Origin of the sequence: Curtobacterium uvaldense (assembly GCF_028307415.1) — a bacterium.
GTDB lineage: Bacteria > Actinomycetota > Actinomycetes > Actinomycetales > Microbacteriaceae > Curtobacterium.
Genome location: NZ_JAQMHU010000001.1, coordinates 285,983 through 302,260, shown reverse-complemented (window position 1 = coordinate 302,260; position 16,278 = coordinate 285,983). Strand labels below are relative to the sequence as shown.

Genomic DNA, 16,278 nt, shown 5'->3' with positions numbered 1-16,278 from the left:
ATGAGCATCGACAACGACACGACCACCGACGCCGGTTCGCCCGCGTCGCCCTTCGCCGGCGCCCCCGACGTCGTCACGGTCCGGAACGTCTCGAAGAAGTTCACGATCCGTAAGGACAACTCGCTCAAGGAACGTGTCGTCACGCTCGGCCGCGCCGGTCGGCGGCACAGCGAGGACTTCTGGGCGCTCCGCGACGTCAGCCTCGACATCCCCGCGGGCACGACCATCGGGCTGCTCGGACCGAACGGGTCCGGCAAGTCGACCCTGCTCAAGACGATCGGCGGCATCCTCGAGCCGAGCTCCGGCACGGTCGAGCGCCGCGGTCGACTGGCCGCGCTCATCGAGCTCGGCGCCGGCTTCCACCCGGACCTGACCGGTCGCGAGAACGTGTACCTCAACGCCGCGATCCTCGGCCAGACGCAGGAGGAGACCGAGGCCCGCTTCGACGACATCCTGCAGTTCTCCGGCATCGGCGACTTCATCGACACCCAGGTGAAGTTCTACTCGTCGGGCATGTACGTCCGACTCGCCTTCGCCGTCGCGATCAACACCGACCCGGACGTCCTGCTCGTGGACGAGGTGCTGGCCGTCGGCGACGAGCAGTTCCAGAAGAAGTGCCTCGACAAGATCCGCGAGTTCCAGGAGCAGGGCCGCACGATCATCCTCGTGTCGCACTCCCTCGGGCAGGTCCAGGAGCTCTGCGACTCCGCGGTCGTCCTGCACCACGGCGAGGTCAAGTTCCAGGGGTCCGCCCGACTCGCGGTGAAGAACTTCCGCGAGATCCTCGAGGACCGCCGCGTGGCCGAGGTCGAGGCGAACCACCCGGAGGAGGAGGCCAACCCGGGCAAGGTCGAGCACGTCGAGCTCGAGATCCCCGGCCGTGAGCCGGGAGCCGAGCACCGGCACGGCGACGACCTGGTCGTCCGGGCGACCTTCTCGCACGCCACCGTGCTGCCGGAGTGGCGCGCCGGCATCAAGATCGAGACGCACCTCGGTCACCCCGCGTTCGGCGTCGACAGCCGGCAGCTGCAGACGCACCACGCCCCGCTGGACGGCACCGCGACGGTCGAGTGGCGTCTCGAGGACCTCCGGCTCGGGGGTGGGCAGTACTTCGTCCACGTGTTCCTCGCCAAGCCGAACGGCGAGCACATCGTGATCCAGCGCGAGGCGGCCCGCTTCGTCGTCACCGACGAGGACACGCAGTCCGGCATCGCCTGGACGAAGACCACCGAGCGCCAGGTCCGCTGACGTGCGGGCACTCCCCGTGCTCGTCGACGCGACCTCGGTCCCCCCGAACCGCGGCGGCGTCGCTCGCTACATCGCCGGTCTGCTGCAGGGCCTCGGCGACCTGGACGTCCGCGTCGACGTCGTCGCGAAGCCCACTGACCTCGCGTGGCTGCGCGGACTCGCACCGGCGCACCGGTACCACGCCGCCCCCGGTTGGACCGCGTCGCGGCCCCTTCGACTGCTGTGGGAGCAGGTCGGCCTGCCGGGGCTGCTCCGACGGAGCGGGGCGACCGTCCTGCACAGTCCGCACTACACGTTCCCGGTGACCCGCGCCTCCCGGACGGTCGTCACCCTGCACGACGCGACGTTCTTCTCGGACCCGGCCGCGCACTCGCGCCTGAAGGTGGCGTTCTTCCGCGGGTGGACCCGGGTGGCGCGCCGGTGGGCCCGCGCGACGGTGGCGCCGAGCGCCGCGACGGTCGCGGAGCTCGACCGTCTGGCGGGCCGGGCCCGCCGAGCCACGGTCGTCGCACACCTCGGCGTCGACGCGACCGTCTTCCGCGTGCCGTCGGCGACCGAGACCGCCGCCTTCCGCGACGCCCACGACCTCGACCCGGACACCGACTGGATCGCGTTCCTCGGGACCGTCGAACCCCGCAAGCAGGTGCCGGCGCTCCTCGCCGCGCACCGAGCCCTGCGCACCCGCGGCACCACCGTCCCACCGCTGCTCGTCGCAGGCGGACTCGGCTGGGACGAGCCTGCCCGTGCCGAGCTCACCACCGCCGGCGACGTGCCCGGCGCGCCCGTCCGGTACCTCGGGTACCTGCCGGTGGAGGAGCTCCACGTCCTGCTCGGAGCCGCGCGCGTCACGGCCTACCCGAGCACCGGCGAGGGCTTCGGGCTGCCGGTGCTCGAGGCGATGGCGTCCGGCGGCGACGTCCTGACGACCCGCCGGCTCGCGATCCCCGAGGTCGGTGGCGACGCGGTCACCTACACGGAACCGGACACCGACGCCATCCGCGACGCGCTCGCGGCGATGCTCGACGAGCCCGCCGACGCCCGCGCCGACCGCGTGCGTCGGGCCCGCGCGCGAGCCGCCGGGTTCACCTGGGCCGCCTGCGCCGAGCGCCACGTGGAGGTCTACGCGTGAGCGACAGGACGCCGCACGGTGGTGCGCCCGCCGGCAGGGCGGCGATCGTCACGGTGTCGTACGAGTCCGGCGACGTGCTGCCCGCGTTCCTGGCGTCCACCGCCGCAGCGAGCACCCGGGACGTCGAGGTCGTGGTCGCCGACAACGACTCGTCGACCGCCGACGCGCTCCGCCGCGTGACCGAGTCGGCCGGGGCGCGCTTCGTCGCGGTCGGCGCGAACCTCGGGTACGGGGCGGCCGTCAACCGTGCCGTGGCCTCGCTCGACCCCGACGTGCGGTGGGTCCTCGTGTCCAACCCCGACGTCGTGCTGGCCCCCGGAGCGCTCGACCGCCTGGTCGCCACCGCCGAGACGGACCGGGCGATCGGGGCCGTCGGTCCGCGCCTGCTCGAGCCCGACGGCGCGGTCTACCCGTCGGCGCGGCTCGTCCCCTCGCTCCGCACCGGGCTCGGTCACGCGGTCTTCGCGAACGTCTGGCAGGGCAACCCGTGGACGAAGCGCTACCGGCAGGACGGTGACCACACGGTGCGTCGCGACGCCGGCTGGCTGTCCGGCGCGTGCGTGCTGGTGCGCCACGACGTGTTCGAACGCCTGGGCGGCTTCGACGAGGCCTACTTCATGTACTTCGAGGACGTCGACCTCGGCTGGCGCATCGGCCGCCTCGGACTGCGGAACGTGTACGAGCCGGAGGCGATCGCCACCCACGTCGGCGGCACCGCGACGCGCGGGTCCTCGGACCGGATGCGCCGTGCCCATCACGAGAGCGCCTACCGCTTCCTGGCCGGCAAGTACGCCGCGTGGTGGCTCTGGCCGTTGCGAGCGGTGCTCCGCCTGGCGCTGGCCGTGCGTGCGCGAGCCACGCGGACCCGCTGAACCCCGGTAACCTCTCAGGGAAGCACGCCCACCCGCCCTCCCCCGACCCGGATTGCAGCACATGATCCTCGCCGTCACCCTGATGGTCCGCGACGAAGCGGACGTCATCCCCGCCTGGCTCGACCACCACGTCGCCCAGGGCTTCGACGTCTTCGTCATCACCGACAACGGTTCGACGGACGGGACGACCGCCCTGCTCGAAGCGTTCGCCGAACGTGACGACGTCACCGTCGACCTGCGCCACGACCCCGTCCACCGCAAGCAGCAGGGCACCGTCGTGACCGGCATGGCCCGCGACGCCGCGGCGGTGCACGGGGCCGACTGGGTGGTGAACGCGGACGCCGACGAGTTCGTCCTGCCCGTCGACCGGTCGCTCACCGTCCGCCGGGTCCTCGAACGCCTCGACCCGGTCGTCGGCGCCTTCACCGTCCCCGTCGTGAACCTCGTCGGCGCACTCGCCGAGTCGGGTGCCGGAGTCGAACGCCTGCACTGGCGCGACGAGCGCTCCGTCGACGAGCTCACCGCCATCGGCCTGCTCGCCCCGCCCACCGCGAACGCCGTCCACGTCGGTGACCCGGACATCACGGTCGTGCAGGGCAACCACCAGGTCAGCGTGGCGAACGGCGCCCCGGTGCCCGAGGAGCTCGCACTCGAGGTCCTGCACCTGCCGTGGCGGTCCTGGGCGCAGTACGCCCACCGGGTCGAGGTCACCGGCCGCGCCTACGACGCCAACCCCGACCTGACGCCGAGCCCGCGCCACCACGGGATGCGCGACTGGCGCCGCCTGCAGGAGGGGGTCCTCCAGCCCGTCTTCGCCCTGCGCTTCGTCACCGAGGACGAGGCCGAGGCGGGTCCGTTCACGCGCGACGACGGCGTCGCCGACGTCCTGCGACGCGCGGGATCGGCCGCCCTCGGCGACGCCGAGCCGGTCGTCCCGACCGACCGCCTCGAGGAGCTCCGCGCACTCGGCCGCGCGGTCGTCGACCGTGACCACCGGATCGCCGACCTCGAGGACGAGGTCCGCCAGGCGACGGAGCTCGCGGACTCGCTGCGTCGGACGGTGCAGTTCGAACGCGATGCCCATCGTGCGACCGAGGCCGAACTGTCCGCGGTGCGCGCACGACGGGTCGTCCGGCTCGCCGACCGCGCCGGCGCCGTCGCACGGCGGATCCGCGCGCGCTGACGAGGACCGGCCGGGTGCGGCACCGTGCGCCAGCCGGGTGGGCCGCGCTGACCATCCCGTCCGCGCCGATCCCGTCGACCGCGTCAGCCGCATCGGCCCTGCGGGCCGGGGCACCCGCGCGGGCGCGCTGCCCGTCAGCCCTGCGCGCGGACGCGACGCACGGCGTCGAGCAGCGTCTCGGCCCGGTTCCGGAACGAGTGCTCGGCGCCGATCCGCTCCCCCCGCGCCACACGTTCCTCGAGCGTCGCCGACTCCCCCGCGCGGACGGTCTCGCGGAGCTGCTCGACCGAGGTGTACGTCCGCACCGCGCCGTGGAAGAGGTCGTCGACCCCCGGCACCGGATCGGTCACGACCAGCGCCCCCGAGGCAGCGGCGTCGAACAGCCGGTTCGACAGGAAGCCGTCCCGCGCCATGTCGTCCCAGTGGTCGTTGAGCACCACCCGGGCGGTCCGGTAGAGCGCCGGCAGCTCGTCGTTCGCCACGAACACGCCGCGGTGCACGCCCTCGGGCAGGAGCCCCTCCCAGCCCTCGCCCCACACCGCGAGGTCCACCCCGGCCTCGACCGCGTCGCGGACCACGGGCCGGAACACCCGTCGGGTCTTCCCGACGAACGCGGTGTCGAGCGCGCCGAACGCGGCGTCCGGAGCACCCGGGTGGAAGCGGGCAGGGTCGGTCGCCTGCAGCAGCGGCGCGACCGGCAGCCCCGTCTCCCCGGCGACCCGGGTGGCCCACACCGGCCCGGCGGCGAACCGCAGGTCGTAGCGTGCCAGCTCCGCCGGCGTCACGAGGTCCGGGTGCGAGATCACCCAGAGCACGTTCGTCGCCGAGGGGTGCACCGGGGTGTCGTCGAGTCCCCGCAGGGTCAGCGCGACGTCGTCGAGGTGCTCGGACAAGGGCCGGACGTGCGACTCGCGGTGGTCGACGACGACCTCCTGCCCGAGACCCCGCAGCGCCCGCGCGAGGTCGCGCGCGAAGAACGTGTCCCCCCAGTCGTCCCCCCGTGCCCCCGGGTGCGCCGCGATCCGCAGCGACCAGCGCAGCCGTTCCCCGCGGTCGCGCAGGGACAGCCGCTCGGTGCCCCGCTCGGCCCGGACGACGGGTTCGCGGAGCGCCACGGGCGCACCGACCGTGTCCGCGGTACCCCGGATCGGGAGGAATCCCAGGCGCTCCAGTGCCGGCGCGGTGCACTCGTCGCGACGTCCTCGCCAGACCGCGAGTGCGTCCGCCGCGTCCGCGTCGTAGCGCCGTTCGCGGACGGCCGGGTCGCCGTAGGCCCGCCCGAGCGGCACGAGGACGCAGTCGCCGTGCAGGTCGTCGGCGGTGTCGCGGGTCAGCCGGGCGACCGCGGTGCGGGTGTCGACGGTGCGGACGGGGTCCGCGAGCGCGGCGACGGGCGCGGCGAAGCAGGGCAGGTCCGCCGCGAAGACGGCCGTGCCGTCGAGTCCGTCGGCGTCCTCGGCGGGGTGGCCGCGCAGCAGCGACGCGACCGGGGCGGTCGGCTGGGGCAGGGCCGCGCCGGCGCTCAGCACCACGTCGTCGGCCGACCGGACGACGGCCACGGCGACCCGCGCCTCCCGGCCGACCGTCGCGACGAGCCGGGCGTGGGCGCCCTCGGGGAGGGTGATCGCGGCGTCCTGGACCACGACCGTGGCGGACCGGAGCTGCGCGCGTGCCGCGGCGACCGCGCCGCCCCAGGTCGCCGCGACCGTGCGCCGCGCGACCACGTGGTCCGCCGCTGGCTCGACCGGCGCGTAGGTGCTCGTCGGGCCGGCGTGCACGTCGTACGCACTGACGACGACCGTGCGTGCGCCGGCGGCGACCGCGGCGGCGACCGCCGGTCGGTGCGCTCCGTCCCGGAACGACCGCTCCTGCACCGTCACGACGACGTCGAACCCGTCCGGTGCGACCGTCGGCCGGTCCGTCACGAGGGACGTGTCGACCGGGAGGCGCGGCTCGGCCGCTCCGTCGACCGCACCACCGCGGGTGGTGGCGTCGGGACCCGTCCGCTCGGCTCCCGCCGCAGCGGTCCGCCCGAACAGCCGGCCGAGCCGGGACGCCATCAGCCCTGCAGCAGGGCGTTCAGGTAGACGCCGTAGCCGCCCTTGACGAGGGGTGCCGCGAGGTCGGCGAGCTGTGCGTCGTCGATCCACCCGTTGCGCCAGGCGATCTCCTCGATGCAGCCGATCTTGAAGCCCTGGCGGTCCTCGATGACCTTGACGTACTCGGACGCCTGCATCATCGACTCGAACGTGCCGGTGTCGAGCCAGGCGGTCCCGCGGTCGAGGACCTGCACACCGAGCTTGCCCGCCTCGAGGTACCGCTCGTTGACGGTGGAGATCTCGAGCTCACCGCGTGCGCTGGGCTCGATGGTCTTCGCGATCTCGATGACCGAGTTGTCGTAGAAGTACAGCCCGGGGACGGCGTAGTTCGACTTCGGCTGCGCGGGCTTCTCCTCGATGGAGACCGCGGTGAACGCGTCGTCGAACTCGACGACGCCGTACGCCGTGGGGTCGGCCACGTGGTAGGCGAAGATGGTCGCTCCGTCGACGCCGGTGTTCTTCCGCAGGTTCGTGCCGAGGCCGGTGCCGTGGAAGATGTTGTCGCCGAGGACCAGCGCGACGCTGTCGTCGCCGATGAACTCCTCGCCGATGACGAACGCCTGCGCCAGGCCGTCCGGGCTCGGCTGCACGGCGTACTGGATGTCCATGCCGAGCGACGAACCGTCGCCGAGCAGGGCCTTGAACTGCTCGTTGTACTCCGGCGTCGTGATGACCAGGACCTCGCGGATGCCGGCCATCATGAGCGTCGACAGCGGGTAGTAGACCATCGGCTTGTCGTAGATCGGCATGAGCTGCTTGCTGATGCCCTTGGTGATGGGCCAGAGGCGCGTGCCGGAACCACCGGCGAGGATGATGCCCTTCATCGGACCGTCCTTACTTCTTCGTGCGGAGGGACTCGGTGTAGGCCACCGCTTCCTCGTAGGTCGGCAGCAGGCCCTGCTCGGCGGCCTGCTCGAGCGTCGGGGCCGAGGTGTCCTTCTCGGAGAGCACCGGCTCGCCGATCCCCTCGGGCAGCTCCAGGCCGACCGTCGGGTCGAGGATGCTGATGCCCTTCTCGCGCTGCGGGTCGTAGTGGGCGCTCACGAGGTAGTTCACGGTCGAGCGGTCCTCGAGCGCGACGATGGCGTGGCCGAGTCCCTCGGACAGGTAGACGGCCCTGCGGTCGACGTCGTCGATGCGGACCGCGTCCCACTGGCCGAACGTCGGCGACCCGACACGGATGTCGACGATGTAGTCGATGAAGGCCCCGCGGACGGCGGTGACGTACTTGGCCTGGCTGGGGGCGACGAGGGCGTAGTGGATCCCGCGGGCGACACCGGCGGACGAGATCGACATGTTCACCTGGCGGAGGTCGAGCGGGTGACCGACCGTGTCCTCGAGGACGTCGGCACGGTACGCCTCGAGGAACGCTCCTCGTGCGTCGCCGTGCTGGACGGGCGTGAACTCCCACGCGCCGGGGATCTTCAGTTCGCGGATCTGCACCGGGGCAGCCTAGCAAGGAGCGCGTCAGGACAGCCCGAGGGCCAGGCGCCATGCCGTCTCGCCGGGTCGGTCGTCCCCGACGGTGCGCTCCGCCAGGACGTACCGGCGCGCCCGTCGGACACGGACGTCGGACTCGCGCAGGGCGGCACGGACCGCTCGCTGCCACGCCTCCGGCTGGTCACCGACGAGGAGACCACCGTGCTCGTCGGCGCCCCGGTACGACGGCCGGTCCGACCCGACGAAGGGCAGGCCGAGCATCGTGTACTCGAGGAACTTGAGGTCGCTCTTCGCGTCGTTGAACCGGTCACCGGTCAACGGTGCGACCCCGGCGGACCACCGGTCGGCCTGCGCCCGGAGGAACGCGACGAAGGCCGGGTAGTGCTGCGCCCCCTCGGGGAGCGCGAGTCGGTCGTACCAGGTGTCGTCGTCGCCGGTGACCCCGACGACCTCCAGCCGGACCGGCCGGCCGTCGTCGTCGGTCAGGTCGGTGAAGACCGGACGGAGCAGGTCGAGGTCGCCGCCGTGCGTCGCGCTGCCCATGTAGAGGACGCGTCGCGGGCTGCGGTCGTCCGGGTCGGCGGCGGCAGGGCCGCCGGGGTCCGCGTCCCACAGCCCGGGTTGGACGCCGTTCGGCACCACGACGGCGTCGACGCCCTGCGCCGCGAGCACGTCCCGGAGCGTCGGGGTGGACACCACCACCGCGTCGGCGCCCCGGACGAGCCGATCGACGGAGGCGAGCCGGTCGGGGTCGTACTCCGCCTGCGCGAGGCGTGTGCGCGCCTCCGGGGTGAAGAAGTCGTCGTCGACCTCGGCGACGATCCGCGTGCCCTCGCGGGCGGCCCTGGCGAACGCGGCGTCGAGCGCGGCGACCGGGAAGGCGTCCCGCTGCACCAGGATCGCGTCGAGGTGCGCGGTGTCCGAACCGTCCGCCCAGCGCACCGGGTCCACCTGCGCGACCCGTGCCCTCCCGGATGCGGCGAGCGCCGTCATCCGTCCCGTCACCCGGACGTGTGCCGACGCGGGGTGCACGCCACCGGCACCGTGCACGACGAAGCCGACCAGGGGCGGAGCCGAGGTCGACGGGGCCGTGCCCCGACGACCGAGGAGACGGGCGACGGTCGACCGGAGGGCTGCCATGGGGCCATCGTCGCACGACGACCGCTGGACCTGAGCATTCGTACGGGCACGTAGGATGGTCGCCGACTTCCCGCACGGGGAGGAGCGCCGACGACCTCAGGGACCCACTCGTGAAACTGTTCGTCCAGATCCCCTGCCTCAACGAGGAGCAGACCCTCGCCTCGGTCCTCGAGACGATCCCGACCTCGATCCCCGGCGTCGACGAGATCGAGGTCCTGGTCATCGACGACGGCTCGACCGACCGGACCGTCGAGGTGGCCCGGGCGCACGGGGTCCGGCACGTCGTCCGGCACACGCGGAACATGGGGCTGGCGCGGTCCTTCCGTGACGGCGTCGACTACGCCCTGCTCCACGGGGCCGACGTCGTCGTGAACACCGACGGGGACAACCAGTACCCGCAGGCGCAGATCGCCGACCTCGTGCAGCCGATCGTGCGCGGCGAGGCCGACATCGTGATCGGTGACCGCCAGACCCGGACGATCGAGCACTTCTCCGGGTTCAAGAAGGCGATGCAGACCTTCGGGTCGTGGGTCGCGAGCCGTGCCGCGGGGCTCGACCTGCCCGACGCGGCGAGCGGGTTCCGCGCCTACTCGAAGTACGCGCTCATCCGGCTCAACATCGTCACGCGCTTCAGCTACTGCATGGAGACCATCGTGCAGGCGGGCTACAAGCGGCTCGCCATCGCCAGCATCCCGATCACGACGAACGCCAAGACCCGCGAGTCACGACTGTTCAAGAACATCTGGCAGCACATGTTCCAGTCCGGGTCCGCGATCGCACGGGTCTACCTCATGTACCGGCCACTGGCGCTCTTCGCCTGGGTGAGCGCCGTCCTGGGCGCCGCGGGACTCATCCCCTTCGTCCGCTACCTCGTGCTGCTCTGGACGGACAGCGGCGGCAACCACCTGCAGTCGCTCATCCTCGGCATGGTCCTGATGATCAGTGCCCTGCTGTCGATCACGATCGGCGTCGTCGCAGACCTGACGAGGCTGAACCGCACGCTCGCCGAGGAGCAGCTCGACCTGCAGAAGCTCGCGCGGTACGGGGACTGACCCCGGACCGCCCCCGCTACACTCGACCCGACCGCCGTCGGCCCCGTGACCGGCACACATCGGCCTTGCAAAGGAAACCAAGCGTGAAGATCCTCGTCACCGGAGGGGCCGGCTTCATCGGCTCGAACTTCGTCCGTCGGACCCTGGAGGACGCGTACCCCGGGCTGGAGGGCTCGGAGGTCGTCGTGTACGACGCCCTGACGTACTCGGGGAACCTCGAGAACCTCGCTCCCGTCGCGGACTCGCCGCGCTACACGTTCGTGCAGGGAGACATCCGCGACGCCGCGAAGCTCGACGAGGTCGTCCCCTCGGTCGACGCGATCGTGCACTTCGCCGCCGAGTCGCACGTCGACCGCTCCGTCCGTGACTCCGGGATCTTCGTCGAGACCAACGTCGTCGGCACGCAGCGTCTGCTCGACGCAGCACTGCGCCACGGCACCGAGCGGTTCGTCCACGTCTCCACGGACGAGGTGTACGGCTCGATCAGCGAGGGCTCGTGGGACGAGGACCGTCCGCTCGAGCCGAACTCGCCGTACTCGGCGTCGAAGGCGGGCAGCGACCTGCTCGCCCGCAGCTACCACCGCACCCACGGGCTGAACCTCTCGATCACGCGGTGCTCGAACAACTACGGGCCGTACCACTTCCCCGAGAAGGTCATCCCGCTCTTCGTGACGAACCTCATCGACGGCAAGAGCGTCCCGCTGTACGGCGAGGGCAACAACGTCCGCGACTGGCTGCACGTCGACGACCACACCCGCGGCATCGCGATGGTCCTCGTCGGGGGACGCGCGGGCGAGATCTACAACATCGGCGGCGGCACCGAGCTGACGAACAAGGAGCTCACCCAGCTCCTCCTCGACGCGACCGGCAAGGACTGGTCGTCCGTCGAGCACGTGCAGGACCGCCTCGGTCACGACCTGCGCTACTCGGTCGACATCTCGAAGATCCAGGCCGAGCTCGGCTACGAGCCGCAGGTGCCCTTCGAGCAGGGACTCGCCGACGTCGTGCAGTGGTACCGGGACAACCGTGCGTGGTGGGAGCCCCTCAAGGAGCGCGCGGCCCTCGCATGACCCGCTACCTCGTCACCGGCGCCGCCGGCATGCTCGGTCAGGACCTGCAGCTGGCCCTGGCCGGGCGTGACGTGACCGCCCTGTCCCGCGCCGACCTCGACGTCACCGACCAGTCCGCCGTGTCCGCGGCGGTCGCGGGACACGACGTCGTGATCAACGCCGCCGCGTACACGAAGGTCGACGACGCCGAGTCCCACGAGGAGGCGGCCACCGCCGTCAACGCCCGGGGGGCGGAGACACTCGCCACCGCAGCCGCGGCGAGCGGTGCGCGGCTCGTCCAGGTGTCGACCGACTACGTCTTCGACGGTACCGGGACCGCGCCGTACGCCGAGGACGGTCCGACTCGTCCGCTCGGTGTCTACGGACGCACGAAGGCCGCCGGGGAGGACGCCGTCCGCGCGATCCTCCCGGACGCGTCGTACATCGTGCGGACCGCCTGGCTCTACGGCGCCCACGGCCCCAACTTCGCCAAGACCATGGTCCGGCTCGCGGGCTCCCACGACACGGTGAGCGTGGTGACCGACCAGGTGGGGCAGCCGACCTGGACCGGCGACCTCGCGCGGCAGGTCGTGGCGCTGCTCGACGCCGACGCCCCCGCGGGCACGTACCACGGCACCAACGCCGGGCAGGCGTCCTGGTTCGACTTCACCCGCGCGATCTTCAGCGCTGTCGGGCTCGACCCGGAGCGGGTCCTCCCGACGGACAGCTCCGCCTTCGTCCGGCCCGCACCGCGCCCCGCGTACAGCGTCCTCGGACACGACGGCTGGGCGGCGGCCGGCATCCCCCCGATGCGGGACTGGCGTCAGGCGCTGGACGCGGCGGTCGCCGCCGGCGTCCTCGACCAGCCCTGAGCTCGGACGAGCGGTCCGCCGGGGCCGCGCGTCCGTGCCCGGGCGTCCGCTGATCGGTGCGGAACCGTCCGGCGGACCTCCCCGCTGCCCCTCGTCCCCGACGACGCGGCAGCGGGGGGGCGTCGCCGACGACGCGGCAGCGGGGCCGTCACCCGACCGTACTGGTGGTGCTCCCGCGACCCCGGTCGGCCCACCTGCGAGCCCGGTCGGCGCTCCCGCATCCGCGGCCGGCGGTCGTGTGCGGAGCTCCCGCATCCGCGGCCGGCGGTCGTGTGCCGCCGACCGGTGGACTCACTCGGTGACCGTGAAGGTCATGCTCGTGCGCACCTGCCGCCCGTTGTCCGCGACGAACTCGAGTGTGCGCGTGCCGATCGCGCGCTCGGTGGGGGTCCCGACGATCTGCTGTGTGTCGGCGTCCCAGCGCATGCCGGGCGGCAACGACCCCGAGAACGACGTGAAGACCGAGGGGAACGGGCTCTCGGCGCGGAGCTGCACGGATGCCCGTCGACCGACCTGGAGTCGCACCTCGGAGGGGACGGAGACGATCGGCTGACGCTTCACCTCGACGATCCGGCCGTAGGACAACGTGCCGTCGTACTGGGCGTCCGTCGACAGCCGACACTGCACCACGTTCTGCCCCGGGTAGTACAGGCCCTGGAAGTCCTGGCAGCTGTTCTCGGTGATCCCCGGCTGTGTACCCGCCTCGAGCGTGACCCGGACGGGCTCGTCGTCGTCGACCCACCGGGAGTACTGCGACGCCGCGAGGACCGTCCCCTCGACCACCATGCCGGAGATGCCGGCATCCGTGAAGTCCGTACCGTCCAGCGACGCCCCGGTGAGGTCGGCCTGTGTCAGGTCGGACTGCGACAGGTCGGTCCCCCGCAGGTCCGTCCCCGTGAGGTCGGCGCCGTAGAGGATCGTGCTGCTGAGGTCGGCACCGCGGAGGTCCGCTCCGTGCAGGTCTGCCAGCCGCAGGTCGAGCCCGGACAGGTCGGCACCGGCGAGGTCCTGCCCGGCGCACTCGGCGTGCGACGAGACCGACGCCCCGCGCACGATCGTGCACTCACGGATCGTGGTCGGTGCCGGGCCGGTCGAGACGTACTCGTACCCCACCGACACCAGCGCCAGGACGAGCACGGCGGTGCCGACGGACCACCGACGACGGCGGTACCAGGGGGTCGCAGCACCCGCGGCGCCGGTCCCGGCAACGCGCTCCGGGGTCGTCTGGTCGGCGGCCGTCCGGGCCGCGGTCGTCCGGTCGGCGGCCGTCCGGTCGGCGGCCGTCCGGTCGTCGGTCGTGTCGTCGCTCATCGGACCCCCGTCAGGAAGTGCGGCAGGACCCGTTGCGCGAGCGGCGTGTACCAGCCGGGGTCCTGCGCGTAGGCGGCGAAGGCGAACGGTCCGGCGTAGGTCGCCACGACGAGCACCGCGACGACGGCCACCGGGACGACGAGCGCACGGCGCCAGCCCTCGGGCAGCGTCCGCCAGAGGGCCAGGAGCGACACGATCGCGAACACCACGAGCAGCGGGTAGACCGGTAGGACGTACCGTCCGGCGAAGGCGTACTGGTTGTCGAGGCGCAGGAAGGTCCGCAGGTTGAAGAAGAACGTGGCGGCGACGTAGGTGGCTGCGACGACGGTCCCCCAGACGAAGGAACGCGTGCGGACGAGGATGCGCACGGCGAGGAGCGTCGCGACGAGGGCCACGATGAGGACGACCGCGCCCAGGACCTGCACCCAGGTCGTGATCTGCCACTCGGTGGTGCGGCCGCGGTAGAAGAACATGGTCTGGAAGTACGCACTCATCCAGTCACCGATGAACCCGAACAGGTCGAACGCTGCCGGCGGTGCGTCGTGCAGGATCGCGACGTCGTGCGCGCGCTCGGCGACGAAGTTGCGTCGGTAGATGTCGAACGCGAGGCACTCCTGGTGGGTGTGCACCCGGACGCACGACGGGTTGAACTGCCCGTAGCGCAGCAGGTTCCCGCCCGTCCGTTCGACCATCACCGCTGACACGCCCAGCACGGACACCGTCCAGAGCGTCGACGTCACCGGGTGCCCGCGGAACGCGGCCACGGTCCGGCGCACCGGGTGCGCGAAGGCCTGGAAGCCGTCGCGCTGGACCACGAGCACGAGCGCGACGACCAGCGCGACGCCGACGAACGGGACGAACGTGTACTTCACGACGATCGCCGCGAGGCCGCACGCGACGGCGCGCACGAGGTTCCCCCAGTGTCCCGACGACGAACGGATCATGCGGGCGCACCAGTACAGCATCAGGAAGTACAGGGTGTTGGCCGGGGTGTCGTAGGAGACCCCGGCGCTCTGCCACTCGTACCGCCCCGTCAGGGCGACGACGATGACGGCGAACACGGCGATCGACGTCGAGAAGCCCATGACCCGGAACAGGCGTCGGAGCACCACGAGACCGAGCGCCCCGAGGACCACGTTCACCGCTCGGAGCATGACCACGATCACCGTGTAGGGCGCCTCGAGGTTGACGAGCGGCTTCACCGGGAAGCTCATCAGGTAGTAGTAGACGTAGCTCGGGAACCGCTCGATCTCCCCCATCGTCAGCAGCTGCGGGGCGGCGTCCGTGATGATCGGACCGGCGGTCCAGCTGCGCCCTGCGTAGAAGAGGATGTTGGCGATGTGCCGACCTTCGTCCGGCGCGATCGTACCGGCGTACGGGACGTTCCCCATCCCGTCGACCACCGGCATGTGCACCGCCACCGAGAGGAACGCCCCGATCACCAGGAAGACCACGATCGTCGTGGGCATCGTCCATCGGTGCTCGAGCACCGCGACCAGTCGTCGGGGGTCGCCGATCCGCCGGAGGGCGGCGTGCGTCACGGTTGTCAAGGCTCCCCTTCGTCGACGACCGGACAAGCCTAGCCCCCGGCGCCGCCCCCGCGGGCGTGCAGGACGTCCCTGGTAGTGTCTGCCGCGCTGTCCGACCGCGATCCGAAGAGGGGCTCCATGACGACTCTGCGCGTGATCGTCGACCAGGTCGTCGCACCGGTGCCGGGCGGGATCGGCCGGTACGCCGAGGAGCTGACGCGCGGGCTCGTCGAGACGGCACCGGACGGGTGTGACGTCGAGGGGATCGTCTCCGCCACCGCCGCGTCCGAGCTCGACCGACTCCGTGCCCTGCTGCCGGGCGTCGACCTCTCCCGGACCGCACTGCCGCGTCGCGAGCTGTCCGTGGCGTGGCAGCTCGGCCTCGCGCGCACCGCCGCCCACGGCATGGTCCACGCCCCGAGTGTCCTGGCCCCGCTGGTCCGCCACGACCCGCTCCGCGACCCGGGCACCCAGACCGTCGTGACGGTCCACGACACGGTTCCCTGGACCCATCCGGAGACCCTGACCCCGCGCGGTGTCCACTTCCACAAGGCGATGGTGCGTCGCGCCTTCCGGTACGCGGACGCGGTCGTCGTGCCGACCCACGCCGTGGCCGAGGAGCTGAACGGGATCCACCGCTTCGGCGACCGGCTCCGCGTGATCGGCGGCGCGCCGAGCAGCAAGCTCCGCGTCCCCGTCGACGCCGACCTGCGCGCCGAGCGACTCGGCCTCCCCGAGCGGTACGTGCTGGCGGTCGGGACCCTCGAGCCACGGAAGGGCCTGCAGCACCTCATCGCCGCGATGGCACACCCTGAGGCACCGTCGGACGTGCCACTGGTCGTCGCCGGGCCGGACGGCTGGGGCGACGTCGACGTCCACGAGACCGCCGAACGAGCCGGACTCCCTCCCGAGGCCGTCCGGGTGCTCGGGCGCATCGACGACGCCGACCTGGCGACGGTCTACGACCGGGCATCCGTCTTCGTGTTCCCGAGCCTCGCCGAGGGCTTCGGACTGCCGGTCATCGAGGCGATGAGTCTCGGGACCCCGGTCGTCCACTCCGACGACGCAGCGGTCCGCGAGGTCGCGGCGGACGCCGGCGTCACGGTCGCCCGGGAACCGCTCGACTCGTACCCGACCCGGCTCGCGCAGGCCGTGTTCCAGGTCGTCTCCGACGAGAACCTCGCGGCGCAGTTGGCCGTGGCCGGACTCGACCGGGCACGGATGTTCGACTGGCGCGACTCGGCCCTCGAGACCTGGCAGCTGCACGCCGACCTCTGATCCGAGGGTCCCCGACCCGGACGACCGGTCCGCGCACCCGACCTCGATGCGCTGCGGCGCCCGTGTCGCCGCGTCG

General features: G+C 72.3%; 14 protein-coding genes. 8 read left to right on the top strand and 6 right to left on the bottom strand.

From position 1 onward, the window contains the following. From PIJ49_RS01480 to PIJ49_RS01465, 4 genes are all read left to right on the top strand, one after another. Complete coding sequence (locus PIJ49_RS01480) at positions 1 to 1,248, top strand: ABC transporter ATP-binding protein (RefSeq protein ID WP_209685188.1); 1,248 nt, start codon at positions 1 to 3, stop codon at positions 1,246 to 1,248. A 1-nt stretch (position 1,249) separates the two neighbouring features. Further along, positions 1,250 to 2,377: a glycosyltransferase family 4 protein gene (locus PIJ49_RS01475; protein ID WP_209685187.1), complete on the top strand. Its 1,128-nt coding sequence runs from the start codon at positions 1,250 to 1,252 to the stop codon at positions 2,375 to 2,377. Next, complete coding sequence (locus PIJ49_RS01470) at positions 2,374 to 3,249, top strand: glycosyltransferase family 2 protein (RefSeq protein ID WP_271825340.1); 876 nt, start codon at positions 2,374 to 2,376, stop codon at positions 3,247 to 3,249. The genes PIJ49_RS01475 and PIJ49_RS01470 overlap by 4 nt, the downstream gene beginning before the upstream one ends. 61 nt (positions 3,250 to 3,310) lie before the next feature. Further along, positions 3,311 to 4,432, top strand: coding sequence for a glycosyltransferase family 2 protein (locus PIJ49_RS01465; RefSeq protein ID WP_251155555.1), 1,122 nt, complete (start codon positions 3,311 to 3,313; stop codon positions 4,430 to 4,432). Positions 4,433 to 4,566: 134 nt separating this feature from the next. Here the strand turns inward: PIJ49_RS01465 and PIJ49_RS01460 are convergent, their stop codons facing one another. Genes PIJ49_RS01460 through PIJ49_RS01445 form a run of 4 tightly spaced genes read right to left on the bottom strand, consistent with a single transcriptional unit; the run spans position 4,567 to position 9,111 of the window. Next, a complete protein-coding gene (locus tag PIJ49_RS01460; protein ID WP_271825337.1) occupies positions 4,567 to 6,492 on the bottom strand; it encodes a glycosyltransferase family protein in 1,926 nt (641 codons plus the stop codon). Continuing rightward, positions 6,492 to 7,355, bottom strand: a complete 864-nt coding sequence (rfbA, locus tag PIJ49_RS01455; protein WP_066655026.1) for a glucose-1-phosphate thymidylyltransferase RfbA — start codon at positions 7,353 to 7,355, stop codon at positions 6,492 to 6,494. Before rfbA ends, PIJ49_RS01460 begins: the two co-directional genes overlap by 1 nt. A 10-nt stretch (positions 7,356 to 7,365) precedes the next feature. Further along, a complete protein-coding gene (locus PIJ49_RS01450) occupies positions 7,366 to 7,974 on the bottom strand; it encodes a dTDP-4-dehydrorhamnose 3,5-epimerase family protein (RefSeq protein ID WP_066655027.1) in 609 nt (202 codons plus the stop codon). Between the two features lie 24 nt (positions 7,975 to 7,998). Next, positions 7,999 to 9,111: a glycosyltransferase family protein gene (locus PIJ49_RS01445; protein ID WP_271825335.1), complete on the bottom strand. Its 1,113-nt coding sequence runs from the start codon at positions 9,109 to 9,111 to the stop codon at positions 7,999 to 8,001. Positions 9,112 to 9,221: 110 nt separating this feature from the next. Here PIJ49_RS01445 and PIJ49_RS01440 point away from each other — a divergent pair, with 110 nt between their 5' ends. The 3 genes from PIJ49_RS01440 to rfbD all read left to right on the top strand — a co-directional run bounded on the left by PIJ49_RS01440 (position 9,222) and on the right by rfbD (position 12,084). Continuing rightward, on the top strand, positions 9,222 to 10,163 hold the full coding sequence (locus PIJ49_RS01440; protein ID WP_209685179.1) for a glycosyltransferase family 2 protein: 942 nt from the start codon (positions 9,222 to 9,224) through the stop codon (positions 10,161 to 10,163). 83 nt (positions 10,164 to 10,246) lie between these two features. Then, a complete protein-coding gene (gene rfbB, locus PIJ49_RS01435) occupies positions 10,247 to 11,233 on the top strand; it encodes a dTDP-glucose 4,6-dehydratase (protein WP_209685177.1) in 987 nt (328 codons plus the stop codon). Then, positions 11,230 to 12,084: a dTDP-4-dehydrorhamnose reductase gene (gene rfbD / locus PIJ49_RS01430; RefSeq protein WP_251155551.1), complete on the top strand. Its 855-nt coding sequence runs from the start codon at positions 11,230 to 11,232 to the stop codon at positions 12,082 to 12,084. Before rfbB ends, rfbD begins: the two co-directional genes overlap by 4 nt. Before the next feature lie 291 nt (positions 12,085 to 12,375). Here the strand turns inward: rfbD and PIJ49_RS01425 are convergent, their stop codons facing one another. Further along, complete coding sequence (locus PIJ49_RS01425) at positions 12,376 to 13,395, bottom strand: pentapeptide repeat-containing protein (protein ID WP_251155550.1); 1,020 nt, start codon at positions 13,393 to 13,395, stop codon at positions 12,376 to 12,378. Continuing rightward, positions 13,392 to 14,936 carry a hypothetical protein gene (locus PIJ49_RS01420; protein WP_271825334.1) on the bottom strand — a complete coding sequence of 515 codons (1,545 nt, stop codon included), beginning with the start codon at positions 14,934 to 14,936 and terminating at the stop codon, positions 13,392 to 13,394. The genes PIJ49_RS01425 and PIJ49_RS01420 overlap by 4 nt, the downstream gene beginning before the upstream one ends. Before the next feature lie 126 nt (positions 14,937 to 15,062). On the opposite strand from PIJ49_RS01420, the gene PIJ49_RS01415 reads away from it, so the two are divergent. After that, positions 15,063 to 16,202, top strand: a complete 1,140-nt coding sequence (locus tag PIJ49_RS01415; RefSeq protein WP_251155548.1) for a glycosyltransferase family 4 protein — start codon at positions 15,063 to 15,065, stop codon at positions 16,200 to 16,202. The last annotated feature ends 76 nt before the right edge of the window (positions 16,203 to 16,278 follow it).

What these genes read in the sequence shown, in the direction of transcription:
- PIJ49_RS01460 (WP_271825337.1), bottom strand. Translation starts at nt 6,492, where the DNA reads ATGGCGTCCCGGCTCGGCCGGCTGTTCGGGCGGACCGCTGCGGCGGGA.
- PIJ49_RS01465 (WP_251155555.1), top strand. Translation starts at nt 3,311, where the DNA reads ATGATCCTCGCCGTCACCCTGATGGTCCGCGACGAAGCGGACGTCATC.
- PIJ49_RS01480 (WP_209685188.1), top strand. Translation starts at nt 1, where the DNA reads ATGAGCATCGACAACGACACGACCACCGACGCCGGTTCGCCCGCGTCG.
- rfbA (WP_066655026.1), bottom strand. Translation starts at nt 7,355, where the DNA reads ATGAAGGGCATCATCCTCGCCGGTGGTTCCGGCACGCGCCTCTGGCCC.
- PIJ49_RS01445 (WP_271825335.1), bottom strand. Translation starts at nt 9,111, where the DNA reads ATGGCAGCCCTCCGGTCGACCGTCGCCCGTCTCCTCGGTCGTCGGGGC.
- PIJ49_RS01415 (WP_251155548.1), top strand. Translation starts at nt 15,063, where the DNA reads ATGACGACTCTGCGCGTGATCGTCGACCAGGTCGTCGCACCGGTGCCG.
- rfbD (WP_251155551.1), top strand. Translation starts at nt 11,230, where the DNA reads ATGACCCGCTACCTCGTCACCGGCGCCGCCGGCATGCTCGGTCAGGAC.
- PIJ49_RS01425 (WP_251155550.1), bottom strand. Translation starts at nt 13,395, where the DNA reads ATGAGCGACGACACGACCGACGACCGGACGGCCGCCGACCGGACGGCC.